Genomic DNA, 23,848 nt, shown 5'->3' with positions numbered 1-23,848 from the left:
TGAGTAGATGAACAGTCAGAGCGGACATCAATCGAGTAGGGGTCGCTGTCGCAAGCTGCTGGCGATCGCGTGCATCGGTCTATCCGTAGTCAGCTTAGCCCTGCCCCTAAAAGCATTTCAGCTAAAAAAAGCGGATGACCAAAAGCTGAGTGTAGCCGCGACAACTGCTGATGAGACTGCCGCAGAATTGACCCAGATAGGGCTAGAGCACTACCGAGAATATCAGTTAGCAGACGCTATTCAGGCATGGCAGCAGGCCCTAGAGCTTTATCGGGCGGCCAGCAACCTATTAGGTCAAAGCTTAGTCGCTAATCTGCTAGCAGCCGCTCATATTGGCTTAGATCAATATGCAGTTGCCCTAGAATTTGCCCAGTCAGCAGCAAACTTTGCTCATCAAGCCGCAGACGTATCGTTAGAAGCGGAAGCCTTGGGCAATCAGGGAATCGCCTATCGGGCTTTAGGCAACTATAGCGCCGCGATCGCGGTCTACCAGCAGGCTCTGACGCTGATGCAGCAGCAGGGCGATCGCGCTGGGGAAGCCCAACTGAGAGGTCTGATCGGCAACGCGCATGAATCTTTAGGAGATTATGCAGCGGCTTTAGCGGCCCATCAGCAAAGTCTAGAAATAGCCCAATCTATTGGCGACTTGCCCGCCCAGATTGCGGCACTGGGGAATCTAGGGGCTATCTACATGGCTGAGGGCAACAGCCAGCGGGCAATCGCTTACTATCAGGCCAGCTTAGAGATTGCGCAGACCACTGACGATTTAGCAGGCGTGAGTCATGCCCTATTCAATCTAGGCGGTGCCTATCACAGCTTTGAAAACTTTGACCAAGCTCAAACCCACTATCAGCAAAGCCTCGACATCGCTCAGCAAATTGGTCAAAGACGGCTGGTAGCCTCCAGTTTAAGCGGTCTGGGACTCATCGCTGAAGATATCCAAGACTACGCAGCAGCCCAAACCTACTATCAGCAAAGTTTAGCCATTGCCCAATCTCTCAACGATCCGCGCTTGGAAGCTTCAGTTCTCAATAATCTAGGCCACGCACGGTTAGCCAGCAATCAGCTCAGCGACGCGGCTGCCTCTTTATATAGCGCGATCGCCCTATTAGACAGTCTTCGCACTGAACTCAGCGACGCTGAGCGGATTTCAATTTTTGACACTCAAGCCCATACTTACAACCTCCTGCAGCAGGTTTTGGTGGCTCAAGGTGACTACGGTAGGGCGCTTGAAATCTCTGAGCAGGGTAGAGCCAGAGCCTTTGCGGCCCTGGTTGCTGACAGCGATCGCCCCCCCAATTTGATTACGCTTGAACAGATCAAAGCCTTAGCAAAACAGCTCAATACCACCCTGGTTGAGTACGCCATTATTCCGGCTGAGTCCTTTAAAATTCGCGGCAAGCAGCGAGGAGAAGCGGCTGAAATTTACGTTTGGGTGGTGTCGCCCACCGAGGAAATTTACTTTCGAGCTGTTGACCTGGCCGCTGTGAATCCGACTCTGACCGCGCTAGTGAGCCAGAGTCGGACGGCGATTGGCGCTCGGAGTCGATTGCGCAGCATTCGCGTAGAAGCTGATGAGTCAGAACTGACGGGTGAACCCCTCAAAGCGCTTCATCAGCTTTTAATTGAGCCCGTTGCCGACCTGCTTCCGGCTGACCCTGAAGCCAATCTGGTTTTTATCCCACACGAAATTCTATTTTTAGTGCCCTTTGCAGCACTGCAAACTCCGCTTGATCGCTATTTGATTGAATCCCATACGCTTTCAATTGCTCCCTCTATGCAGCTTTTGCATCTGACGCAGAGCAGTCTCACCCAGAATGCAGCTCAACTAGATCCTCACCTCAAAGCTCTGGTTGTTGGCAATCCTGAAATGCCAAGCCTCCCCCTTTCCCTAAGCGATACCTTTCAACCGTTAGCACCGCTGCCTGGGGCTGAGCAAGAAGCGATCGCCATTGCCCAGCTCTTAAAGACCAATGCTCTTTTAGGTGAAATGGCGACGGAAACGCGGGTGGCAGCGCAGATGGAACAGGCCCCCTTGATCCACTTAGCCACCCACGGCCTGCTAGACCTGAATTTGCCCACTGCAGATTTCACCCAGCTACAAAATCCAGGGGCGATCGCTTTGGCTCCCTCTACCACAGCCGATGGCTGGCTGACCTCGCCTGAAATTGCCGCCCTTGACCTCGAAGCCGATTTAGTGGTGTTGAGCGCCTGCGATACCGGACTGGGAGAGATTACTGGCGATGGGGTAGTCGGCTTAGCGCGATCGCTGCTGGGAGCAGGAGCCAAAAGTACGGTGGTGTCCCTATGGGCGGTTCCCGACGCGCCGACGGCTGAACTCATGGTCGCTTTTTATCAACAGCTCTTTGCAGGTCGTGGCAAAGCTCACGCGCTGCGGCAGGCCATGTTGCACACGAAAGCAAACCATCCTAATCCGAGAGACTGGGCCGCTTTTGTCCTGATTGGCAATCCGGGTTGAGCAATCGAGAATCCTGCCTTCTACTGGGAACCGCTTGGTGATAATCTGTAATGTGGCACTTTGGAACGTAAAACAATCTTAAGAAAGTCGCTAGAACAGCTAGTCACGAGATAGGCGCAAGCATGGTCACCACTGCAGAAAAGACGAATACCGGCTCCATCGTTCAGATTATTGGCCCCGTTGTGGACGCTGAGTTTCCCAGCGGCCAACTGCCACAAATCTACAACGCCCTCAAGATATCGGGTACAAACGCGATCGGACAAGAAGTTTCTGTAACTTGTGAGGTACAGCAGCTCCTGGGAGACTCTCAGGTGCGCGCTGTGGCGATGAGTTCAACAGATGGTTTAGTTCGCGGTATGGAAGTTGTCGATACCGGCGCTCCTATTTCGGTTCCCGTGGGTAAAGGCACCCTGGGACGCATTTTCAACGTCCTCGGCGAGCCGATTGACGAAAAAGGCCCGGTTGATACCGAGTCCACCTCTCCAATTCACCGCGATGCTCCCAAGCTGGTCGAACTGGAAACCAAACCGGCTGTTTTTGAAACCGGCATTAAGGTAATTGACCTGCTAGCGCCCTATCGTCGAGGCGGTAAGATTGGCTTGTTCGGCGGTGCGGGTGTCGGTAAAACAGTTCTAATTCAAGAGCTGATCAACAACATTGCTAAAGAGCACGGCGGCGTATCCGTGTTTGGCGGCGTGGGCGAGCGCACCCGTGAGGGCAACGACCTCTACAACGAATTTATTGAATCCAAGGTTATCAACGAGGAAAACCTCAGCGAGTCTAAGGTAGCCCTGGTTTATGGTCAGATGAACGAGCCGCCCGGAGCCCGGATGCGGGTGGGCCTTTCAGCGCTGACTATGGCCGAGTATTTCCGTGATGTCAACAAGCAGGACGTACTGCTGTTCATCGACAACATCTTCCGTTTTGTGCAGGCGGGTTCTGAAGTATCAGCGCTGCTAGGCCGGATGCCTTCGGCGGTAGGCTACCAGCCCACCCTCGGTACTGAGATGGGCACCCTGCAGGAGCGCATCACCTCGACCCTGGAAGGATCCATTACTTCAATTCAGGCCGTTTACGTTCCGGCAGACGACCTGACTGACCCAGCTCCGGCAACTACTTTTGCTCACCTAGACGCTACCACCGTACTGTCTAGAGGCTTAGCTTCTAAGGGTATTTATCCGGCGGTCGATCCCCTAGACTCTACCTCCACCATGCTGCAGCCTGACATTGTAGGAGAAGAGCACTACAGAACCGCTCGTGCCGTGCAGTCCACGCTGCAGCGCTACAAGGAGCTGCAAGACATCATTGCCATCCTCGGCCTGGATGAACTTTCTGAAGACGACCGCCTAACAGTAGCGCGGGCGCGGAAGATTGAGAAGTTCTTGTCTCAGCCTTTCTTCGTCGCTGAGGTCTTCACCGGACTGGCCGGTCAGTACGTGAAGCTAGACGACACCATCAAAGGCTTCAACATGATCCTGGACGGTGAGCTAGACGATATTCCTGAGCAAGCCTTCTATCTCAAAGGCGGCATTGATCAGGTGCGCGAAGCTGCCGAAAAGATGAAGTCTGAGAGCTAGTCAAGCCTCATCTTCAATTAGGTAGGGGTTTGGCGTGCCAAACCCCTATGGCATGGTTAGCACAGCATTTGAGGATTAAAAGCAAGACATGGCATTAACGGTTCGGGTCATTGCTCCCGACAAAACGGTTTGGGACTCCGAAGCAGAAGAAGTCATTTTGCCTAGCACCACGGGTCAGCTAGGTATTTTGGGCGGTCACGCGCCGCTGCTCTCTGCCTTAGACATTGGCGTCATGCGCGTGCGAGCTGAGAAAGACTGGATCGCGATCGCCCTGATGGGCGGCTTCGCTGAGGTTGAAAATGACGAAGTGACTATCTTGGTCAACGGGGCTGAGCGCGGCGACAGCATCAGCAAAGACGATGCCCAAGCTGCTTTCAAGCAGGCAGAGCAGCGCCTAGAGCAAGTTTCTGACGAAGATCGTCAGGACAAAATTCGGGCAGCTCAAGCCCTAAAGCGGGCTAGGGCGCGGCTGCAGGCCGCAGGCGGGATGGTCTAGCCTCACCCCTGCGATCGCCAGCAATTTCAGGCGTTAGGTCACCGGAACCCGTCTCAGCTAGCCGGAATTTATCGTCTCTAACCCAAAGAGGGGTTTGGCAAGCCAAACCCCTCCCTGCGTATCTAAAAACCAACAAATATCACGAACTACCTGTAAAGGCGACTTCAGGAAACTTAGACTGGGCCTCAGACATGGGCCGGGTCTTCCCTTCTTCTTGCCAATAGTTAATAATTTCAGTTGCTTTGTTTAGCAGCTCAATCCGTTCTTCTTCGGTAATCCAGCTTTTGGACTCAAGTTCTGTTTTGATCTGCTCCCACGCATCATTGCGGGGCCAGAAAAAATAGGACGTCAGCGGGCTGGTTCCCTTACCTACAACCTGATCCACAGCCAGGGCAACGTCTTTCTCTAACCAAAGAACTTTTAAGATAAATCGCGACAATGAGACCTCCATTCAATAGACCACCTAAAACATTACAGTCCTCTATATTATCGTAGATTCACAGCTTCAACCGTGAAGTCTCCCACCGCCAAAAGTTGGCAGCTTAGCTCTCGATTGGCTTCAGTTTATGGCTATTCCCTATGTTTTCTGCTGATACCTACACTGCGATCGCTATTTTTGACATTGACGGCGTCATCCGAGATGTTAGCGGTTCTTATCGGCGGGCCGTTGCCGATACGGTAGAGCACTTCACCGATGCGTACCGTCCCACCCCGGCAGATATTGATCAGCTCAAAAGTGAAGGCTGCTGGAATAACGACTGGCAGGCTTCTCAAGAGTTAATTTATCGCTACTTTGAAGCGCAGGGACAGGGGCGATCGCAAATCGCTCTCAGCTACGACGAACTGGTCAACTTTTTTCAGCAGCGCTACCGGGGGAAGGCGGCAAATCCGGAGCAGTGGGACGGCTACATTGCTCAAGAGCCAGTTCTGGCAGAGCGGGCTTACTTTGATCAGCTTCAGCAAACTCAGATCGCTTGGGGATTTTTCAGCGGCGCGACGCAGGGATCGGCGCGGTACATTCTAGAACGCCGCATTGGTCTGACTCAGCCCGTTCTAGTGGCAATGGAAGACGCACCCGGCAAGCCCGATCCCACCGGCCTGTTTCAGACCGTGACTCAGCTAGAAGCTCAGGGAGTGACGGCGGGCCTCCCGGCTGTCTATGCCGGGGACACCGTTGCAGATATGCAAACCGTACAGATGGCCCGCCAGCACCAGAGCGATCGCCGCTGGATTGCGGTGGGTATCCTGCCTCCCCATGTCCAGTACGCCGCCGACTACGCCACGGCCTACCGCCAAAAGCTCCAGACCGCTGGAGCCGAAATTGTTTTAGACACCGTCACTCAGCTTACCGCTCCGCTAATCCATCAGCTAATCTAGTTGAGAAATGCCAAGAGCTAGGGCGATGGGCTTTAAAGACTATTTCTCCACGCAAGCAGTTGACTACGCCAAATACCGCCCCCATTACCCGGAGCCGCTATTTGCCTATCTGGCCAGCCTTTGCCCTGAGCACACATTGGCCTGGGACTGCGGCACCGGCAGCGGTCAGGCGGCGGTGGCCCTCACCCCTTATTTCACTCAAGTAGTGGCCACTGATGCCAGCGAAGCGCAGCTCGCTCAGGCCCAGGCTCATCCCCAGGTGATCTATCAAAACGCAGCGGCTGAAAACAATGGCCTAGCTGATAGCACCGTTGATTTGATCACGGCGGCTCAGGCTCTGCACTGGTTCAATCAAGAGCGATTTTATGCAGAAGCAAGGCGATCGCTCAAACCCAAAGGCATTATTGCGGTCTGGTGCTACGCCCTCATGCAGATTTCACCTACGGTCAATCACTTTGTGCAGCATTTCTATTACAAAACCATCGGGCCTTACTGGCCGCCAGAGCGACAGCTCATTGAAGATCGCTATCAGACGATGAGCTTTCCCTTCAAACCAATTGCAGCACCTCAGTTTCAAATGGAAGCTACCTGGTCGTTTGAGCAGCTATTGGGCTATCTCAATACCTGGTCAGCCACCCAGCGCTTTCTGCGGCGACGACAAATTCATCCGGTTGAACTCGTTCAAGACGATTTAGCTCAGGCTTGGGGCGATCTGAGCGATCGCAAACAGGTGATCTGGCCTCTGCATTTACGCCTAGGCCAGCTTTAGCCGTGACTCTCATTATTAGGCTGGCGCAAACCTGCTAGGATCGGAACTTAGTGCAGTTTCTCCGCTTTCAGTTCTTTGCTTTTCAGAGAATAGCTGAAGGCGAGCAGAGCTGCGATCGCAAGCGGCTAAATCGACAGTTAAAAGAGACTATGCGGTATCTCATTACCAGCGCCCTTCCCTACATCAACGGTATTAAACATTTGGGTAACCTCGTCGGCTCGATGCTGCCCGCCGATGTCTATGCCCGCTTCCTGCGCCAGCAAGGGGAAGAAGTTCTCTACATCTGTGGTACGGATGAGCATGGCACTCCGGCGGAGCTAGCGGCTTTTGAAGCAGACCTAGATGTAGCTGTCTACTGCAAGCGCCAGTATGAGCGACAGGCCGACGTCTATAGTCGCTTCGGGCTATCTTTTGACCATTTTGGCCGCACCTCTTCCCCGGAAAACCACGAGCTAACCCAGCATTTTTACCGCCAGCTAGACGCCAACGGCTTTATCGAAGAACAGGAAATTAGCCAGATTTATTCGATTGAAGACGATCGCTTCTTACCCGATCGCTATGTTGTCGGCACCTGTCCCAAATGCGGCTACGAAAAGGCCAGAGGCGACCAGTGTGAAAACTGCACCTCAGTCCTCAGCCCCACCGATTTAATCAATCCCCAATCGGCGGTTTCAGGCAGTACCCATCTAGAAATTCGCACCAGCAAGCATCTGTTTCTGCGGCTTGACAAGCTGAGTGAAGAGGTGCGCAACTGGGTCGAGCAGCAAGAAAGCTGGCCGACACTGACCAAGTCAATTGCGATGAAGTGGCTAAATGAAGGGTTGCAGAGTCGCGGCATCACCCGCGATTTGAGCTGGGGGGTGCCTGTGCCTCGTGAAGGCTTTGACAATAAGGTCTTTTATGTTTGGTTTGATGCCCCCATCGGCTACGTAGCGGCAACTAAAGCCTGGGCCGAAGAAGCTGCTGGCCGAAGCTGGCTAGACTGGTGGCAGAATGCCTCGGATGTTCACTACGTCCAGTTCATGGCAAAGGATAATCTGCCCTTTCATACCATCATGTGGCCCGCCATGATCTTGGGTACCCGCGAACCCTGGACAATGGCGGACTATATCAAGGGCTTCAACTGGCTCAACTACTATGGCGGTAAGTTTTCGACCAGCTCTAAGCGAGGCGTCTTCTTAGATCAGGCTCTCGAGATTCTGCCTGCTGACTACTGGCGCTATACCCTGATTGCCTCGTCGCCAGAGTCTTCCGACTCAGCCTTCACTTGGGAGCAGCTACAGGTAAAGGTCAACAAAGAGCTGGCAGATAATTTAGGCAACTTTGTCAACCGAATTCTGAAATTTGCCAATTCCCGCTTTAAAGGCATCGTACCCGCCGGGGGAGAGCCAACTGAGGCAGAACAGCAGCTAGAGGCGACCTGTCAGGCGCTGATGGCTAAAATTTCGGGTCATCTGCAGGCAATGGAGTTTCGCAAGGCGGCTGAAGCCCTCAACGCGCTGTGGACAGCAGGCAATCAGTACATTGATATCCGTGCCCCCTGGGCGCTGTTCAAGCAAAATAAAGACGAAGCGGCGTTGGTGATTCGCACCTGTATCAATTTGATTCGGATTTACGCGATCGCTGCTCAGCCCTTTATTCCCTTCACCGCCGAGACTATCTGCAATGCCCTCAAGCTCTCAGAAACCGAGCGCACCAGTTCTTTTGACGCAGCCGTAGATTTTAGCGTGATTCAGGCAGAGCGCTCTTTTGACGTACCGCCTCCCCTGTTCCAAAAGCTAGATGACGACCGCCTTGAAGCCCTCAAAAATCAGTTTGGTGGACAAAATTAGCCCCAGCAAACGAATTTTACTTTCGAGACAGATTTTGTGTTTTTTTATACAAAAATCCTGGTTTAAGTACTGATATTTATCATCGCTTCGACTCCCTCCAAAAACCTGCAAAAGAACAATTTCCGTAAATTTACGAGACGGCAATTACGGAAGCACTGAGCTAACTTAGATCTGGGTGCGAGACGATCGTAGTAAATCTTACTCAGCTAAACATGAAGAAACGTCTACTAGTCGCCCTCGCCAGCTTGGGTACAGCTTTTGGAACGGCTCTCCCGGCTGAAGCTATTGGTGTTAATTTAGGCCCTTTTAATCAAGAAACTTGGTCTTACACGGTTGATTTTGATGAGCCAGATTTATCTGCTCAAGCAGGGACAACTCACGAGGATATCACTTTTGAATACGAAGGATTGGAGACTACCCAATACCTAAAGATTACTTCTCTCAACAGTCAGAAACTCAAGCTCGATGAGCGGGCTGGCTACGGCAACGTTCTGACTACGGACAATAGTTCTGAAAATGCTCAGATTCGCTTTGACTTTCTGAAGGATAATGCTGAAAATGGGCAACGGCTGCGGCGACTCAGCTTTTTAGACATTGGCAACGTCGATAGTTATGTCAAAGTTTTCTTCTCTACGCTAGGGAAAGAAGAAATTCAAGCGAATCCGAGCGGAGAAGTGGCTGCAGATGGCACCTCGGCCATTTTTCGTCTCGGCGCAGAAACCGAGCAGGATCTGCTAGTCGGCTACGAAGTGACTTCGTTTGAAGTGTTCTTAGCGGATGGCGGCGCGATCGCTGAGGTTGAGTTTGTGCCTGAACCCGTCACTATTTTGGGATCCGGCGCAGCGCTGACCTTAGGGGCTTTGCTCCGTCGTAAGCGAAAGCAGAACTCGTCTGCAGAGGCTTAAAAAGCTGATGCCCTTGTTCTAAGCAACTAGAAAGCATCTCACAATTTTGTAGGGATTCTCCAGAGAACCGATGAGCTACCGCTCATCGGTCTTCTTTATAAACAGCTTTTTCTCAAACCGTTTGAGCATTGCTAAAGCGCTAGCTTTAAGCAAGCCGGGCGTAGCCCCCCGGCGATCGCTGTATCCGTGCTGCCGCACCGTAGCGCCAAAGCAAAGAAGAACTACCAGGGATACCTACTTTTGGTTTTAAATAATCACGTAGACGTATACGATTGGGCTGGCGGCTTCACAGACAATATTTTGATTGTGAAATGGAGATTAAAAAGCAGTGTAAATACGCAGATAAATCTGGAAACATACTGATAAATTTCGCGGTCAATAGATCAAGTCAATTCGTTTTTTAAAATCCTGAAATTAGTTTCTACTGCTGACTTTAACAAAGCGCAGTATATTTTTTCAGCAGTACATTTTATCAACTTAATTTGAAGGAACTAAAAGGTTCTAGGAATTGGGTGCAGTTGACAAGTTCAATTGATCTCCTCGGTTTGTCATGCAAAAACACATCATTTTCACATTGGGTCGAAGCGGCAGCAATTATCTTGCTAACCTGCTGAATGCTCATCCTCAAGTTACTAACTACGGAGAGGTTTTAGGAGGCTGGACGATTCCATATAAGTTATACAAACGCTTTACTTTTGGCAGAATACCCGTAGACAAATATTTGGACTTCATTTACACCAGCCAGATTTTGTTCTATGCTGCCCATACCTATTCCGCCTTGGCCCATATCAAAAAAGGAGAACCAGTCAATTTCAAAAATTGGCAACAGGTTAAAACAATAGGCATCAAAGATTTTTCATTAAACTTCAAAAGAAGAGAGGCAACGTCTTACCTGAAAGAAAGAGAAGATATTCTGGTCATTAACCTCTATAGAGAAAATCAGTTTAAGCGATTTTTATCTTTAGAGAGAATGAAGGCTAGTGGATTAATTACACTACAAAAAACCACAGGAAAAGCCGACTCGCAGCCTCTTTATTTAGACCCCTCCAAAACAATTCGCGAGCTAGAGATCTTTGACGAGGAGCTTAAACAGCATCAGGCTTTTGTGAATGAACTCCAGCCTTATAGAGTTTTGAATATTTCTTATGAAGCTCTATTCCATTCGCCAGAGTCGCAAAACTACTACAAAGAAAAAATATGCGATTTTTTAGACATTGCTCCCTTTGAAATTTCAAGTGGCCATAGAAAAATTTCTCCCAATAAGCTCGATCAGGCTATTGAAAACTACGAAGAGATTTTGCAGACCGTTGGCAAAACCCAGTTCGCTAAGTATTTATAGGCTTGAACTAGACTGCCAAAGCCGTGTGTCGGGCGTATGGTCAAAATTGATACAGATTTGTGGCTGGACTGCTCATAAGAACGTATTAAGCTTATGATTCGGAGACCGCATAGCTCCGCAAAGAAAAGTCCACACAAAAATTTTTCTGATGGCAAGAGTAAGAACAGCTGTTCAATCCTATCTGCTCGTAACGCCGCAAACGCTAGTGTTTTGCCTCTTCCTGCTGTTTCCTATTGCCATGATTGCCGTTGTCAGTTTTTGGCAGTTCAACGGCTACGCTATGGTGCCAGCCTTTTCACTGGAAAACTACCTCAGCATTTTGCAGTCAGAGGTGACGCTGAAGACCTATCTCAACACCTTCAAGTTTGTCTCCTTGGTCTGGCTGTTTACCCTGCTGATTGGCTATCCGGTGGCTTACTTTCTTTCCTTTTATGTCGAGGGGCTACGGTGGCAGGTCATTCTATTTCTGATCTGCACCATTCCGTTTTGGACATCCAATATTATTCGCATGATTTCTTGGGTACCGCTTTTGGGTAAAGAGGGGTTAGTGAATCAGCTCTTGCTGCAGTTTGGTTTAGTGAACCAGCCCTTAGAATTTTTGCTCTACTCAGACTTTGCGGTGGTGCTGGGTATGGTGCATCTCTACATCATTTTTATGATTGCGCCGATTTTTAACAGCCTGATGCGAATTGATCGAACCTTGATTACGGCGGCCCAGGATATGGGCGCTTCAGGACGGCAGACTTTTCAAGAGGTGATTTTGCCGCTTTCAGCGCCTGGAATTGCCATCGGCTCTATTTTCGTCGTGACTCTGGTAATGGGAGAATTCGTCACGGTGCGGCTGATGGGGGGCGGTCAGGCAGCCTCCATTGGCAAGCTCATTCAAACGCAAATCGGCAGTCTGCAATATCCGCTGGCCGCCGCTAATGCTATTTTGTTGCTGCTGGTGACGCTGCTGCTGGTGGTTTCAATTTTGCGCGTCGTTGATATTCGTCAAGAGCTGTAAGGCAGTTAAGGAGCTATTTCAAGTGGGCCACAAGCGATCGCCTATGTTTTATCTGCTGGCAGCTTTTTTTGGGCTGTTTGTGCTGTTTCTCTACGGCCCGATGATCACCATCTTTATTCTGTCACTGCAGGGGCCAGAGGGTACCCTGACCTTTCCGGTAAGAAGCTTTGGTTTCTACTGGCTGGGTCAGGTTTTTCAAGAACAGCGCGTCGGCAACTTTATTGAGCCGTTTCAGCGATCGCTGCTGCTAGGCGCTTTAGTCATGCTGCTGTCAGTGAGCTGCGCGGTGATGGCAAGCTTGGCGTTTCGGCGGCGCTTTAAAGGGGCAACACCCGTGTTTTACCTGACGATTTCTAGCCTGATCGTGCCCAGTATCTTGATCTCGTTGGGGATTGGCGTTGTCTTTCAGATTTTTGGCATTGCCACCAACTGGTTTACATCGGGGCTGGGAGCGCATCTTACCTGGACGCTCCCCATTGCCTTTTTGATTATGATTGGCGTTTTCAACCGCTTTAATCCCACCTATGAAGAAGCCGCACGGGACTTAGGAGCAAACGGCCTGACCACCTTTGGCGAAATCGTCCTGCCGCTGATCGCACCTAGCATGGTAGGCGTCGGTCTGCTGTGCTTCACCCTTTCCTACGATGAATTTACCCGCACCTCGCTCATCTCTGGACAATACAATACCCTGCCGTTAGAAATCTTCGGCATGACCACCAATGTCACCTCGCCGGCCCTCTACGCCGTCGGGACGCTAACCACGCTCTTTTCCTTCTCAATGATTCTAATTGCCTTTATCGGCTATAGCCTCTATTCCCGTCGTCAGCGACAATAGAACTGCAAATTGAGCAAATAGGTTTATGGCGTCGCAGTGGGAACGGTTATTTCAGAACGAAGGGGTTTGGCAAGGATCGTTTACGCGATTTTCGCCAACCGGAGAGGCGCTGGAAGAGATTGATAGCGTCGTCTCCCTTACCGGAATCAACCAAGGCGAAACCATGCGTCAGACAGTCCGGAAGCTACCTGCTGATGACGCTCCTAACGAACAGGTCTACGAGTATCGCACCCTGGGTAAGGGCGTTTTGTTTTTTGAAAACGGTGCTTTCTCTCAAGGTTCAATTCAGTGGGGGCCATTTTCTGAATTCGGCGCCGAACTGGGGCTCATCTGGGGCGATCGCCGCCTGCGCCTCGTCCAAATTTTCGGTCAGGATAACCAGCTGCGGCAGCTCACGCTCATTCGAGAAGCGCGGGCAGGCTCAGATGCGCCTGAGCGACCTCCCCTGACAGTTGACGATCTGCTGGGTACCTGGCGCGGCGAAGCTGTGACGCTCTACCCTGACCTGCGCCCCGACGATACCTATCAGACTCAGCTCAAAATTGAACGGACTGGCGGCGATCGCCTGCGGCAAAGCCTCCAAATTGGCAAAAGACCCCAGCTCATTGAATCTACCGGCCAGATTCAAGGCTCACTGATTCAGTTTGAACAAGGCGGGCGGGTTTTGTGTCTGCCAGATGGCGCTTCTGCAACGGGGCCAAGCACAATTCAGCCTCGTACCCCTCTATTTTTGGAGGTGGGCTGGCTGATAGAACCCGGCTTGCGCCAGCGGATGATTCGTTATTACGATGAGAAAGGCGGGTGGATCAGCCTCACGCTGGTGACAGAGCGGCGAGATACGTAGTTTCTCTCTGTTACGGGTTTATCAGCCTGCATACACTGAAAAAAATAGTCTTTTCCACTTGGGCATTTTATGGGGTACGGTCAGGGCTTTTCTCAGCATCTCAACCAGCTATGGCACCGCAAACTTTACCTAATACTGCAAAAGCTAGGGGCCGCTGGCTGGAGAAGCCTCTATTTCAGCCTGCCTTTCTACTGGCGCAACTACCTCTTGCGCAGCCGCCATTTTTTACTGGGTGGGAATGATTTGTTAATAGAAATTTTGCCCCCAGTCATACCTGCCAAGCGCATTTTGTATAATCCCTTTGCTATTATTCGCCGCTGGCTAGGCGCACCAGCAAAGCCCGCTTTGATTATTGATGTCACAGCTGTCAGACTGCCTCTCGACTAGCTTAGGCGGTTTGGGCCTTTCAAATTCAATCTATCCTTCAGCTAGTTTCCATCAGGCTACACTGCCGCTGGAGAGCAAGTTTAAGCAGATTTTGGTAAGCTCGATTGGAAACTACATATGCCCCAAAGCGGGCTAAATGCGGGTTCATCATTTGGGCATCGAACAGGACAAATTCGCGCGATCGCAGTCTTTCTACTAGCTTCACCATCGCCACTTTAGACCCTTCCGGGATGCGATAAAACATTGATTCCCCGATGAAGGCTCCACCAATGACAAGTCCCAAAATACCGCCCGCTAGCTCATCTCCCTGCCAGGTTTCAAAACTGTAGGCAACTCCGTTCTGATGTAGCGCCCAGTAAATCTGCTTTAGCTCATCAGAAATCCAGGTAGAGTCTCGATTAGCACAGCCCTCAACCACTGCCGGAAAAGCACGATTGACTGAAACCGAAAAGCGGTCTTGGTTGAGGTGGCGACGTAGAGATTTGGGGTAACGAAATCGCTCGTCTAGCGGAATTAAGGTGCGCTGTCGGCTAGAATACCAGGTAAGATTGCCGCCCGTGTTGTCTGCCATCAGGAAGTAGCCCTTAGCATAGCCTTCAACAATGGCAGGAATATTAAACGACATCGGCCAGATGTAAATCCGAGATTTTAATGGCTGAACCGATTGAATCTGTCACGCTCCCCCCGGCTGAAAACCCTTCTCAGGAAGGGGAATGGTTACAGGCGGCTCTACAAAGATGGCTAGATGAGGAATTTTTGCCAGAAGCCGTCAATCAGAACATTGCACAAAGAGCCAGTCAGGTCTTTGTGCGGCAGCGAATGGAGGGCGAAAACGACCTGAATGCGCTGGTCATGGCTATCTTAACAGAGATGCAGGGCTTTGATTTCTCTAAAAGTTTTTACAGTGAGTTTGCGATCGCCAATGCTGTTGGTGACCTGCTCCTAGACAGTCTCGGCATCGATCGCTGCTGCGGTAACTAAGCTACTTGCCTCTTGAACTTTACAGCCAGCAGTGACTAGCTCAAGTGCGTTATCAAGGAATAGCCATTTAGCTTGTCTACCCCTTTGCTCGGTTTAGCTTGTTTAACCGGGATCTGAATCACAAACTCAGTGCCATATCCGATTCTAGAAAAGCACTCCAATTTGCCCCCGTGCTTTTCAGTGATAATTTGATAGCTAATAGACATTCCCATCCCCGTACCTTTGCCGACGGGCTTCGTAGTAAAGAATGGATCAAATATGCGTTTTTGAATCTCTTCAGGTATACCGCATCCATTATCAATAATTGAGATTTTTATCCATTCTGCGCCATTTCTCACAATGCATGATGTACGTATTGTGATCTGGGAATGCTTAGCAATCTGATTAGTCTGAACGTCTTCTAAAGCATCAATAGCATTTGTCAATATATTCATCAGAACCTGGTTTAGTTGCCCGGGATAGCATTCCACCTCTGGTATAGTTTTATAGTCTGTAATAACTTCAATCTCAGAAAAATTTGCTTTATGTTTGAGGCGATGTCCTAGAAGTAATAGAGTACTTTCAATTCCCTCGTGAATATCAACTGCTTTAAAGGCGGCTTCATCCATGCGAGAAAAGTTTCTTAAAGACAATACTATTTGTTGAATGCGCTCAGTCCCTAGCTTCATAGAGTCGAGCATTTTTGGCAAATCTTGCTGTAAAAAGATGAGATCAATGCTGATAGCTTTAGACCTGATTTCAGGCTCTGAAAAACAGCTTTTATTTTGATAAAGCTGAATTAAGTCTAATAAGTCTTCAATATATGTACGAAGACAGGAAAGATTACCGTGAATAAAATTAACTGGATTATTGATTTCATGGGCAACGCCAGCAACTAGCTGCCCCAGGCTTGACATCTTTTCAGCCTGAATCATCTTTAGTTGGGTTTCCTGTAATTCCTGAAGAGAAGCTGCAAGAATCTGTGTTTTTTGCCGTAGGACTACTTGTGAAGTCTCTAAGCTTTTATTGGTATGCTCTAGTTCAGTTTTGGCTATATGTAACCTTTTTTCTGCCTGATTTCTTTGACGTACATATTGATTTACTAAAACAAGAATTGTCAGCCATGCTGACATCAAAATGCTAAAACTAACTATGCTGAACAGGCTCGATTGAGATAGCTCTGAACTATAAGTTTCTAGGTTTAGCCTAATTCTTGTCTGTAAGGTATCAATCGTCTGATTCATGCCGTCAGCATAAATTTCTTTTTGGTTTGTGTAAGTATCACTCAGCAGTAAAGCTAAAGCCCGATCGGGCTGTCCCTGATCGACGAGTTTAAAGGCTCGGTTCTCCATATTGACCAGCTTCGCGTTGGCTGCATCCGTTTGAACTGCATGATTCGCATAGGTTTCAGGGGCTAACTGGATTGCCTGCTTGATGGCTGTGTCAAGCTGAGGTTCAAAGCGACGATAGCGAGTCTCCCAGGTTGAATCACCCGTGGCCGCCGCCATTCGCGCAGACATAGTTAACACCTCATCTAGGTGAATAATCTTGCTGCTTGTTTGCTGAAGCCGAAATTCTGTAGCAATAATGTTTTCGAAGTTACGGGAGATATTCCAAACATTCCAACTACCTAAAGCTACTAACATTAGGCTCAAAACTACAGCCGCTGTAAGCAGTAATCTTAAATACTTATTAGTTAGACGGTTCAGCTTTCGAGAAATCAACTTCATTTATCGCTACTTCCATCACAAGATCTAAAGCTTTTCCGTAGAAACTTGGTGCCGACAACTTTATAGCTGTGATTTTTATCGTTCCCGCCTAAGGATAGTTGTGAACATATAGCCTTAATCTTGGTGAATTTACTATCAGTAGATTTCCTGTCAGATTTTGAGCTAGCTATTTGAAAACGTCAAAACAGCATTCAACATTCTAATTAGGCAAAAATGTTTGCTGGCTTTTCTACCTAGAAGAGATAGAGATTTTAGCAGGCTTTTCCACAAAGCATTTTGTCGTCTATCTTAATAGTGAAAAATGCCTCTCGCCTGGGATAGAGGTACCGAAAGCCGCAAGTTCCTAGAGTGATGCTGAAGGGTTGAGCTCTTTTATAGATCGTTAGGTCGCTGCCAGGAGTTATACCAGTTCTGTGAACTAGCCCTACATATCGGCAACCCACCGCTTGCGGCACCTCCGCTTGACAAGGGGAGGTTGGGAGGGGTCTGATCTGTAGCTGTAAAACCAAGAATTGGTATTAGTTCAGATTTTTTCTGTGGATAGCAGTTGCTAAGCAACGCCTGAACGGTCTTTTAAGTTTTTCCTTAGCAGTTATACGATGGAGACGACAGCACGGTGTTTAACACTCAAGCTATCATTAGCCATGCTTTGAACTGGCAACCTACTTTAATCGGCCAAGAATCAGTTGTTCCACAGGGGCTTAATCTAGAAAACTTTCTGATTTACACACCGCTTCAGCACGATTTAATTTCTCATTTTCTGACCCTGGGGGTCGGCACGATGGCGGTCGGCTTCGTTTATTTTATTACGACCATGAGGCGGTCGGCTCCTAAGTATCAGCCCTCCTCGGTGCTATCAGCCATCGTCATGGTTTCGGCTTTTTTGATTTTGTTCCGTCAGCTCCAGGGCTGGGAAGCTGCGTTTCGATTTGATGGGCAGGTCTACCGTTTAGCCGACAGCACTTTTTCCAACGGCTTTCGCTACCTCAACTGGTCAATTGATGTACCCTGTCTGCTGACGCAGATGTTAGTCGTTATCAACGTTACTCCAGCTCGCTTTCGTAATACCCGTAACCGCTTCATTGCGGCAGGTTTGCTGATGATTTATACCGGATATATTGGTCAGTTTTTTCAGATGACCAGTATTCCCTGGTTTATGCTTTGGGGCGCGATTAGCACTGTCTTTTATATCTATATTCTCTATACAGTAGGCAATTTGGTGTTCCGCTCGCGGGAAGGAATGCCGCGGCAGGCTTACAACATCATGGGGCGAATCTGGTGGCTGTTGCTGATTTCGTGGACGCTATATCCGCTGGCCTATTTGGTTCCCTTAGGGTTTCAGCTATTCCCAGATTGGGGGGCTTGGGCTGCGGTGACACGCCAGTTTTTGTATACGATGGCGGATATTTTCTCCAAAGTGATCTATGGTGTGCTGCTAACCAGAGTGGCTCAGATTCTCAGCGTCGAGGCAGGATATAAGCCTGCTTTGGATGTGATACCGGGAAGCAATGGTAACGGCAATACGGTTAGCGTACACCCCCAAGAGCATCAGGCTGAGCCTTATCGGTAGGTAATCAACCTGAACTGTCAGAGCGATCGCTCTGCCGCTTGTTCCTCTAGCTGATTTGTCCGCTCTAGGGTGACACGGGCCAAACAGTTCTGGGTATTAGCTTCATAAGCACAGTTAGCATCTCGGTAGTCCAGCCAGGCTAGCTGTGCTGTCGTTAGCGAAGATTTACCAGATGCGGTCAGGCTATCTTTAAAGTCCTGATAGACCTGATTGAGGCGCTGATCAGCCGCCGCGTAGCTGAGGCTAGCCGTAGCCGCATCTTGCAGCTCAGCCGTACGATTTGCCGTTACCTGAGCTAAGCAGCCATAGTAGATAGTGGGCTGTATAGAGCCGCCCTCATACTGATTAGCTTCAAATTCACAGTTGGCATCGCGAAAATCAATCCAGGCCAGCTCCGCATCGGTTAGCTGCGCCTGTCGGCTGCTGCTCAGGCCTGATTTGACCTGATTGTAAACCTGGTTGAGCTTGGCATCTTCTTGGCTATACCAGGCTTTGGCACACTGATTCATCTCTAGCTGGGTTTCAGGACTCTCACAGTCCGTGTCAGGCAGGTTGGGAGCTGCATTCGATGGGCTGTTGGGAACTGCTATGGACGGATCTGAAGCAGGCGCTTTAGAGCCGGAATCTGCAGGAGCCTGAGCGGATCCCCCAGGTTGAGGCTCAGATACTTCTGGCGCGTCATCTGCCACAGGTGGAACGCGAGCTTCGTCAGAATCGCTCACCTGAGGGCCGCAGCCAGTGACAAGAGCCACGAGCAGTCCTAAGGCAACAAGACGAGAACGCTTAAAATGAGGGAACAACATGAGCTGAATTATTCAGTGAAGCCTATTGTTTCAGCATAGATCGCCAGTTTAAATCGGTGCTTATTTCTACGGATATGAAACAATAGGTGGATAGCGGCGGTCTTCAGCACTTAATTAAGTTAGGGATTAGCCAAAGTAGCTGAGTCGATCATGGGGAAGTCGGAAAAGTTTATGAAGTTGAAAACTTTCGTCAAGGGATTTGTCAGTTTGGGCGCGATCGCGCTGGCGACACCAGTGCAGGCGCAGGCTCCCGGTATTTACTACTCTTGGCGATCGCTAACAACTGACCTTACCCAGTGCCTGGTCCGTTCAGAAGCGGCCTTAGCTGAAACCGAATTGGCTGGCATCGTGGCTGACGGCAACAGCGTTTCCGGGCGTACCGAAACCGCAACGGCGCTGTTTATCTGCTTAGAAAACGTAGAAGCCGTTGAAGAAGTTACCGTCATGCTGATTGTGTCCAGTGATGACGAGGATGCTGCCATTGTCCTGCGTGAGGCACTCAAAGAAAACTTTTAGTCAGCGTGAAAGTCTACGCCTATCTCTACAGTAACCCGCTAATAAGTCCAGCGGCAGGCGAGGCAGTTTGGGGTTGGGAAGTTGATCGGATTTATCACGACGTGGGCGCTGCAACTATTAGCAAACGCCCCCAACTAAAGCAGCTCATTGCTGATTGCACCGCAGATCCACCTGATTATCTGCTCATACAGCGGCTCGAAGCGCTAGGAGATTCCATAGCCGCTATGGGCGATCGCCTGCAGCAGCTTGAAGCGCTGGGGGTCACGGTGATGGCCACAGAACAGGACTACTGCAGCGGCAAAAATCAGGCCGTTGCCGCATTATGGTCACTTTTGGACCAGGTCCAAGCGGCGCAGCAGAGTCATCGGATTCAGCAGGGCCATGCCCGCAACCGCATCAAGGCGCTGCCGCCGCCAGGCAAGGCCCCCTATGGCTATCGCCGCAGCAAAGAGCGCTATAGTCTCGATCGCGCTACAGCTCCGGTAGTACAAGACTTTGTTGAGCGATTTCTGCTGTTTGGTTCGCTGCGGGGGGCAGTCCGCTATCTAGAGAAAAAGTACGGTAAGAAAATCTCGGTTTCTACCGGGCGACGCTGGCTCACCAGCCCGGTCTATCGCGGTGATTTGCAGTATCAGGGCCAGCAGATTGTGCCCAATACCCACGCCGCCATTATCAGCCGGGAAGAAGCAGCTCAGATCGATCGTCTGCTGCGCCGCAACCGCAGCCTGCCGCCCCGTACCGCCAGCGCGCCGCGATCGCTAGCGGGCCTCGTCACTTGTGCAACCTGTCAGTCAGCTCTCAAAGTAACGCGAGTCACCCGGCCTCGGCGAGCAGGTGAATATCTCTATCTGACGCCCATAGCCTGCCCGCAGCGTCCCAAGTGCAAAGCGATCGCCTATGAGCAAGTGCTAGAGCAAACTATCCAGGCCATCTGTACGGAACTGCCCCAGGCGATCGCTGCCCTGCAGGGGCCCCCTGTCGCGGGCATTAAGGGGGCGATCGCAGCGCAAATGCAGGCCAAAGAGTCTGTCCTACAGCAGCTCCCTGACCTAGTTGACTCCGGCATTTTAGACACTGAAACGGCTGATTTGAGAGCCTATAAGCTGCGCACTGAAATGGCTGAAATGCAGCAAAAGCTGGCCCAGATGCCCCCGGTTAATCTGGCTGAAACTGTGCAAACCGTCTCAATTCCGCAGTTTTGGTTAGACCTGACCGAATCGGAGCGTCGCTTTTATCTACGCGAATTTATTCGTCAGATTCAAATTGAGCGGCACGAAACCGACTGGACGCTGAAGCTAATTTTCATTTTTTGAAAGTCGAAGCCAGCAGATCTTTTGCCTAAGATAAAGGTTGAGTCGCCAGGAAGTCTTGGATATGGTGCGAGTTGTCGCCGTCACAGAAGCAATCAAAAGCCTATCTGAGCTAGAAACCAAGTTCGGACTGCAACGATGTTTAGATCCTGAATTTTTTCAGGAATGGCAGAGCGATCTACCAGCCTTGACGGAGGCCGATAAGGTGGCGATCGCTACTCTTTGGCGTCGTCTGACTTACCATCGGGCTACAGGTAACTTATTAGAAGGGGCGGTTATGCTGCTGGCAGCTTCTCCGCTGCTGGAAGCGGCTGATTTTTACGATCCGCCTTTTCGGATGCAGGCAGAAACTTCAATGGAACTAGCGGTTAGCGATGACGAAGAAATGCTTAGAGGACGGCTCGATATCTTGACTCTGCAAGATCAGGTTTGGGCACTGGTGCTGGAATCCAAGAAAACAATAATTTCGCTGCGATCCGCCCTGCCTCAGGTATTGGCTTACCTGCTGGCGAGTCCGAAAAAGCCTGCCACATTTCTGTTTGGCTGCCTAACGAATGGAGATGACATTCTGTTCATCAAGCTAGTCAATCAGCCAACGCCGCAATATGCCCTGTCGCGAGTGTTCTCTCTTTACACGCTGGTTTCTGAACTGGAAACAGCCCTGCGTATTCTCAAGAAAATGGGGCAATGTGTTATGCCAAATCAGGATAGCGCCTCATGACTCACAATAGCCTAGAACCTGTGCTCAATCACTGGCACCCCGTCCTGCTCAGTAAAGATTTGGGCCATCGGCCCGTTGGGCTGAAAATTTTGGGCAAAGAGCTAGTGCTGTTTCGGACTCAGGCCGGAAAAATTTCGGCTTTAGTCGATCGCTGCTGCCACCGAGGCATGCGGCTGAGCCTGGGACGGGTGGAAACAGACGAGCTTGTCTGTCCTTATCATGCCTGGCGCTATGACTGCCACGGTCAGGTGACTAGCCCCAGTACGCCGCAGCTCAAAGCCCGGATTGAGCATTTTGAAACAGCGGAAAAATACGGGGTCATTTGGCTGAGACGGCCTGCCAATAGCCTATTTCCTGAATTTGATATGGCAGGCTACGAGCCAGTGTGCGCCCTGTCTCACCACTTTGCCGCGCCGCTAGAACTGGTGCTCGATAATTTCTGCGAGGTTGAGCATACGCCAGCGACCCATACTTTTTTCGGCTACTCGCTGGAGCAGCTCCAGGCTATCACCACCCAGATTCAAGTCGGGGCTACCTCAATCAGCGTCAGCAACCAAGGTATTCAAAGACCCCTACCCTGGCTGATTGAAAGAGGACTCAATATTCGAGCCGGAGATACTTTCTTTGATGATTGGACGACTTACTTTTCGCCGGTTTATGGCATTTACGATCACTGGTGGAAGCAGCGGGCAACCGGAGAGCGTAACCCGCAGCGCTGGCGACTGGCTATCTTGCTGACGCCTATTGACGCCCACAACACTCAGGTTTTTACGCTCTTTTATTCCACTCGAATTTTTAGTCAGCCAGTTTTCAGCCTGGTTAAACCCGTCCTGACTTTTCTGCTGGACTACGAGCTGAAGCGCGATCGCCAAATGCTAGAAAATCTCGCTGATCAAAATCCTGATATTAGCGCGATGCAGCTAGGCCGCTTTGACCGGGTACTGGTGGAAAATCGCCGTAAGCTGGCCCAGCTCTATTACCAAACTCAGCCTATCTCAGAGGTTGAAATGCCTCAAACGCCCTTTTCGGCTGAAGTTTAAGAATTTTCTGCAGGCAATAATGTGCGCGAGACGCCCCAAGCTAGGGTAATCGCCCGGGTCGCCATGAAGCAGGTCAGCGCTAGCCAGAGAAGCTGGACATTTTCTAGGGATAGAGCCAGCCAGGCCAGCGGCAAAAAGCCAATAGTTGAGGCAATCAAGGTTGAATTGCGCAGGGCGGTTCCGGCGGTAAGACCGAGAAAGTAGCCGTCTAGCATAAAGGCGATCGCCCCGAAGCTCAAAACGGGCAGCAGCCACCAAACATAGCGGCTAATTTGACTGATGATTTCTAGGTGATTGGTCATGACGCCAAACAGGGTTTGGGGAAATAGGGCAAACACTAAGGCAAAGCCAATCCCCAACACCAAGCTAATGCTTCCGGCTAGCCTAACCAAAGCGCGGAGCTGACGGCGATCGCCTTTGCCGTAAAATTCTCCGGCAAAGGTTTCAGTGGCAAAGGCAATGCCGTCAATAAAGTAGGCCGATAAGGTGAGTACCTGCAGCAGCAGCGTATTGACTGCTAATACTGTTTCGCCCAGCACGGAGCTGAAGTTGGTAAACAGGGCAAAGCTGATCACTAAGGCAAACGTACGAATCAAAATATCCCGGTTGAGCAGAAACAGCCCTTTCAACGCTTGGGGCTGCCAGAGGTGAGGCCAAACCGCCCTGAGTTCGCGCCTAGTCACTTCAGTTGCCACTAGCCCCAGCCCGACCAGCAGCATGGCGTACTGACTCAAGACCGTGGCCCACCCTGCGCCGGCGCTAGCCCAGCCTAGTCGGTTAATAAACCAGTAGTCCAAACCAACATTGCCAAAGTTAGCGATCATCGACAGCAGCAACACGGCGCGACCCCGCGATCGCCCCAAAAACCAGCCCAGCAGCACATAGTTCAGCAACACGGCTGGCGATCCCCAGATGCGAGCATTATAAAAATCTATGCCAGCCGCCTGTACCGTTGGCGTACCGCTCAGCAGCGCAAAGCCGACTGCCCGCAGAGGCACCTGCAAACTCAAAATAATCAAACTCAAGCCCAAGGCAATCACGGCATTACGCCAGCCAATGAGCAGAACTTCAGCGCGATCGCCTCTGCCCACCGCCTGCGCCGTCATGCCGGTGGTACCCATGCGCAAAAAGCCAAAGCTCCAATAGATGACGTTGAAGATTAAGGTTGCTAAGGCTACCCCTGCTAGATAGTGAATTTCAGGCAGGTGGCCCAAAAAGGCCGTATCGACAATACCGGCTAGCGGCACCATTAAGTTAGAGACAATATTGGCGATCGCAAGCTGACTAAAGCGCCGCAGAAATTTCATTCGGTAAATTTTTTTGAACTTCTGAGCAGTTCATTTACGGACTCA

General features: G+C 50.4%; 24 protein-coding genes. 18 read left to right on the top strand and 6 right to left on the bottom strand.

The window, feature by feature from the left end; genetic code table 11:
• Positions 1–7 precede the first annotated feature (7 nt).
• The 3 genes from QJQ48_RS13480 to atpC all read left to right on the top strand — a co-directional run bounded on the left by QJQ48_RS13480 (position 8) and on the right by atpC (position 4,552).
• On the top strand, positions 8–2,479 hold the full coding sequence (locus QJQ48_RS13480; protein WP_346291756.1) for a CHAT domain-containing protein: 2,472 nt from the start codon (positions 8–10) through the stop codon (positions 2,477–2,479).
• A 122-nt stretch (positions 2,480–2,601) separates the two neighbouring features.
• Positions 2,602–4,056 carry a F0F1 ATP synthase subunit beta gene (gene atpD, locus QJQ48_RS13475; protein ID WP_346291755.1) on the top strand — a complete coding sequence of 485 codons (1,455 nt, stop codon included), beginning with the start codon at positions 2,602–2,604 and terminating at the stop codon, positions 4,054–4,056.
• Between the two features lie 88 nt (positions 4,057–4,144).
• Positions 4,145–4,552, top strand: coding sequence for an ATP synthase F1 subunit epsilon (atpC, locus tag QJQ48_RS13470; protein WP_346291754.1), 408 nt, complete (start codon positions 4,145–4,147; stop codon positions 4,550–4,552).
• Between the two features lie 139 nt (positions 4,553–4,691).
• Here atpC and QJQ48_RS13465 read toward each other — a convergent pair whose 3' ends face one another.
• Positions 4,692–5,003, bottom strand: a complete 312-nt coding sequence (locus QJQ48_RS13465) for a 30S ribosomal protein PSRP-3 (RefSeq protein WP_346291753.1) — start codon at positions 5,001–5,003, stop codon at positions 4,692–4,694.
• Positions 5,004–5,131: 128 nt separating this feature from the next.
• Here QJQ48_RS13465 and QJQ48_RS13460 point away from each other — a divergent pair, with 128 nt between their 5' ends.
• From QJQ48_RS13460 to QJQ48_RS13445, 4 genes are all read left to right on the top strand, one after another.
• The gene (locus tag QJQ48_RS13460) at positions 5,132–5,929 is read left to right on the top strand and encodes a TIGR01548 family HAD-type hydrolase (RefSeq protein WP_346291752.1); all 798 of its coding nucleotides are present in this window, start codon (positions 5,132–5,134) and stop codon (positions 5,927–5,929) included.
• A 7-nt stretch (positions 5,930–5,936) separates the two neighbouring features.
• A complete protein-coding gene (locus tag QJQ48_RS13455; RefSeq protein WP_346291751.1) occupies positions 5,937–6,698 on the top strand; it encodes a class I SAM-dependent methyltransferase in 762 nt (253 codons plus the stop codon).
• A gap of 89 nt (positions 6,699–6,787) precedes the next feature.
• Positions 6,788–8,530 carry a methionine--tRNA ligase gene (metG, locus tag QJQ48_RS13450; RefSeq protein ID WP_346291773.1) on the top strand — a complete coding sequence of 581 codons (1,743 nt, stop codon included), beginning with the start codon at positions 6,788–6,790 and terminating at the stop codon, positions 8,528–8,530.
• 212 nt (positions 8,531–8,742) lie between these two features.
• Complete coding sequence (locus QJQ48_RS13445; protein ID WP_346291750.1) at positions 8,743–9,435, top strand: PEP-CTERM sorting domain-containing protein; 693 nt, start codon at positions 8,743–8,745, stop codon at positions 9,433–9,435.
• A gap of 75 nt (positions 9,436–9,510) precedes the next feature.
• On the opposite strand, the gene QJQ48_RS13440 is transcribed toward QJQ48_RS13445, so the two are convergent.
• The gene (locus QJQ48_RS13440) at positions 9,511–9,633 is read right to left on the bottom strand and encodes a hypothetical protein (protein WP_346291749.1); all 123 of its coding nucleotides are present in this window, start codon (positions 9,631–9,633) and stop codon (positions 9,511–9,513) included.
• Between the two features lie 352 nt (positions 9,634–9,985).
• Here QJQ48_RS13440 and QJQ48_RS13435 point away from each other — a divergent pair, with 352 nt between their 5' ends.
• From QJQ48_RS13435 to QJQ48_RS13415, 5 genes are all read left to right on the top strand, one after another.
• The gene (locus QJQ48_RS13435) at positions 9,986–10,774 is read left to right on the top strand and encodes a hypothetical protein (protein ID WP_346291748.1); all 789 of its coding nucleotides are present in this window, start codon (positions 9,986–9,988) and stop codon (positions 10,772–10,774) included.
• A gap of 148 nt (positions 10,775–10,922) precedes the next feature.
• Complete coding sequence (locus QJQ48_RS13430) at positions 10,923–11,780, top strand: ABC transporter permease (RefSeq protein WP_346291747.1); 858 nt, start codon at positions 10,923–10,925, stop codon at positions 11,778–11,780.
• A gap of 43 nt (positions 11,781–11,823) precedes the next feature.
• Positions 11,824–12,615, top strand: a complete 792-nt coding sequence (locus QJQ48_RS13425) for an ABC transporter permease (RefSeq protein WP_346291772.1) — start codon at positions 11,824–11,826, stop codon at positions 12,613–12,615.
• A 25-nt stretch (positions 12,616–12,640) separates the two neighbouring features.
• A complete protein-coding gene (locus QJQ48_RS13420) occupies positions 12,641–13,459 on the top strand; it encodes a DUF3598 family protein (protein WP_346291746.1) in 819 nt (272 codons plus the stop codon).
• 69 nt (positions 13,460–13,528) lie between these two features.
• Positions 13,529–13,846, top strand: coding sequence for a hypothetical protein (locus QJQ48_RS13415; protein ID WP_346291745.1), 318 nt, complete (start codon positions 13,529–13,531; stop codon positions 13,844–13,846).
• Between the two features lie 37 nt (positions 13,847–13,883).
• On the opposite strand, the gene aat is transcribed toward QJQ48_RS13415, so the two are convergent.
• On the bottom strand, positions 13,884–14,471 hold the full coding sequence (gene aat, locus QJQ48_RS13410; protein WP_346291744.1) for a leucyl/phenylalanyl-tRNA--protein transferase: 588 nt from the start codon (positions 14,469–14,471) through the stop codon (positions 13,884–13,886).
• A 26-nt stretch (positions 14,472–14,497) separates the two neighbouring features.
• Between aat and QJQ48_RS13405 the strand changes: the two genes are divergently transcribed.
• Positions 14,498–14,827 carry a hypothetical protein gene (locus QJQ48_RS13405; RefSeq protein WP_346291743.1) on the top strand — a complete coding sequence of 110 codons (330 nt, stop codon included), beginning with the start codon at positions 14,498–14,500 and terminating at the stop codon, positions 14,825–14,827.
• Positions 14,828–14,862: 35 nt separating this feature from the next.
• On the opposite strand, the gene QJQ48_RS13400 is transcribed toward QJQ48_RS13405, so the two are convergent.
• A complete protein-coding gene (locus QJQ48_RS13400; protein ID WP_346291742.1) occupies positions 14,863–16,536 on the bottom strand; it encodes an ATP-binding protein in 1,674 nt (557 codons plus the stop codon).
• A gap of 616 nt (positions 16,537–17,152) precedes the next feature.
• Between QJQ48_RS13400 and QJQ48_RS13395 the strand changes: the two genes are divergently transcribed.
• The gene (locus QJQ48_RS13395; protein WP_346291741.1) at positions 17,153–18,106 is read left to right on the top strand and encodes a bacteriorhodopsin; all 954 of its coding nucleotides are present in this window, start codon (positions 17,153–17,155) and stop codon (positions 18,104–18,106) included.
• 17 nt (positions 18,107–18,123) lie between these two features.
• On the opposite strand, the gene QJQ48_RS13390 is transcribed toward QJQ48_RS13395, so the two are convergent.
• Positions 18,124–18,858 carry a lysozyme inhibitor LprI family protein gene (locus tag QJQ48_RS13390; protein ID WP_346291740.1) on the bottom strand — a complete coding sequence of 245 codons (735 nt, stop codon included), beginning with the start codon at positions 18,856–18,858 and terminating at the stop codon, positions 18,124–18,126.
• Between the two features lie 222 nt (positions 18,859–19,080).
• Here QJQ48_RS13390 and QJQ48_RS13385 point away from each other — a divergent pair, with 222 nt between their 5' ends.
• The 4 genes from QJQ48_RS13385 to QJQ48_RS13370 all read left to right on the top strand — a co-directional run bounded on the left by QJQ48_RS13385 (position 19,081) and on the right by QJQ48_RS13370 (position 22,496).
• Positions 19,081–19,425, top strand: coding sequence for a hypothetical protein (locus QJQ48_RS13385; RefSeq protein WP_346291739.1), 345 nt, complete (start codon positions 19,081–19,083; stop codon positions 19,423–19,425).
• Between the two features lie 5 nt (positions 19,426–19,430).
• Complete coding sequence (locus QJQ48_RS13380; protein WP_346291738.1) at positions 19,431–20,738, top strand: recombinase family protein; 1,308 nt, start codon at positions 19,431–19,433, stop codon at positions 20,736–20,738.
• Between the two features lie 61 nt (positions 20,739–20,799).
• Positions 20,800–21,456, top strand: a complete 657-nt coding sequence (locus QJQ48_RS13375) for a type I restriction endonuclease subunit R (RefSeq protein ID WP_346291737.1) — start codon at positions 20,800–20,802, stop codon at positions 21,454–21,456.
• Entirely contained in the window at positions 21,453–22,496 is a 1,044-nt protein-coding gene (locus QJQ48_RS13370; protein ID WP_346291736.1) for a Rieske 2Fe-2S domain-containing protein, read from the top strand. Before QJQ48_RS13375 ends, QJQ48_RS13370 begins: the two co-directional genes overlap by 4 nt.
• Here the strand turns inward: QJQ48_RS13370 and gntT are convergent.
• Positions 22,493–23,803: a guanitoxin biosynthesis MATE family efflux transporter GntT gene (gene gntT, locus QJQ48_RS13365; RefSeq protein ID WP_346291735.1), complete on the bottom strand. Its 1,311-nt coding sequence runs from the start codon at positions 23,801–23,803 to the stop codon at positions 22,493–22,495. The genes QJQ48_RS13370 and gntT overlap by 4 nt on opposite strands.
• Between the last annotated feature and the right edge of the window lie 45 nt (positions 23,804–23,848).

It is taken from the genome of Sphaerothrix gracilis Ecp01 (assembly GCF_030405905.1).
GTDB lineage: Bacteria > Cyanobacteriota > Cyanobacteriia > Phormidesmidales > Phormidesmidaceae > Sphaerothrix > Sphaerothrix gracilis.
The sequence above is the reverse complement of the archived record's forward strand: the minus strand, read 5'-3'. Positions and strand labels throughout refer to the sequence as shown.

Excerpts from the sequence above, each read along its gene's own strand:
- QJQ48_RS13480 (WP_346291756.1), top strand. The coding sequence starts at position 8 with ATGAACAGTCAGAGCGGACATCAATCGAGTAGGGGTCGCTGTCGCAAG.
- atpD (WP_346291755.1), top strand. The coding sequence starts at position 2,602 with ATGGTCACCACTGCAGAAAAGACGAATACCGGCTCCATCGTTCAGATT.
- atpC (WP_346291754.1), top strand. The coding sequence starts at position 4,145 with ATGGCATTAACGGTTCGGGTCATTGCTCCCGACAAAACGGTTTGGGAC.
- QJQ48_RS13465 (WP_346291753.1), bottom strand. The coding sequence starts at position 5,003 with ATGGAGGTCTCATTGTCGCGATTTATCTTAAAAGTTCTTTGGTTAGAG.
- QJQ48_RS13460 (WP_346291752.1), top strand. The coding sequence starts at position 5,132 with ATGTTTTCTGCTGATACCTACACTGCGATCGCTATTTTTGACATTGAC.
- QJQ48_RS13455 (WP_346291751.1), top strand. The coding sequence starts at position 5,937 with ATGCCAAGAGCTAGGGCGATGGGCTTTAAAGACTATTTCTCCACGCAA.
- QJQ48_RS13445 (WP_346291750.1), top strand. The coding sequence starts at position 8,743 with ATGAAGAAACGTCTACTAGTCGCCCTCGCCAGCTTGGGTACAGCTTTT.
- QJQ48_RS13435 (WP_346291748.1), top strand. The coding sequence starts at position 9,986 with ATGCAAAAACACATCATTTTCACATTGGGTCGAAGCGGCAGCAATTAT.
- QJQ48_RS13430 (WP_346291747.1), top strand. The coding sequence starts at position 10,923 with ATGGCAAGAGTAAGAACAGCTGTTCAATCCTATCTGCTCGTAACGCCG.
- QJQ48_RS13425 (WP_346291772.1), top strand. The coding sequence starts at position 11,824 with ATGTTTTATCTGCTGGCAGCTTTTTTTGGGCTGTTTGTGCTGTTTCTC.
- QJQ48_RS13420 (WP_346291746.1), top strand. The coding sequence starts at position 12,641 with ATGGCGTCGCAGTGGGAACGGTTATTTCAGAACGAAGGGGTTTGGCAA.
- QJQ48_RS13415 (WP_346291745.1), top strand. The coding sequence starts at position 13,529 with ATGGGGTACGGTCAGGGCTTTTCTCAGCATCTCAACCAGCTATGGCAC.
- aat (WP_346291744.1), bottom strand. The coding sequence starts at position 14,471 with ATGTCGTTTAATATTCCTGCCATTGTTGAAGGCTATGCTAAGGGCTAC.
- QJQ48_RS13405 (WP_346291743.1), top strand. The coding sequence starts at position 14,498 with ATGGCTGAACCGATTGAATCTGTCACGCTCCCCCCGGCTGAAAACCCT.
- QJQ48_RS13400 (WP_346291742.1), bottom strand. The coding sequence starts at position 16,536 with ATGAAGTTGATTTCTCGAAAGCTGAACCGTCTAACTAATAAGTATTTA.
- QJQ48_RS13385 (WP_346291739.1), top strand. The coding sequence starts at position 19,081 with ATGAAGTTGAAAACTTTCGTCAAGGGATTTGTCAGTTTGGGCGCGATC.
- QJQ48_RS13375 (WP_346291737.1), top strand. The coding sequence starts at position 20,800 with ATGGTGCGAGTTGTCGCCGTCACAGAAGCAATCAAAAGCCTATCTGAG.
- QJQ48_RS13370 (WP_346291736.1), top strand. The coding sequence starts at position 21,453 with ATGACTCACAATAGCCTAGAACCTGTGCTCAATCACTGGCACCCCGTC.
- gntT (WP_346291735.1), bottom strand. The coding sequence starts at position 23,803 with ATGAAATTTCTGCGGCGCTTTAGTCAGCTTGCGATCGCCAATATTGTC.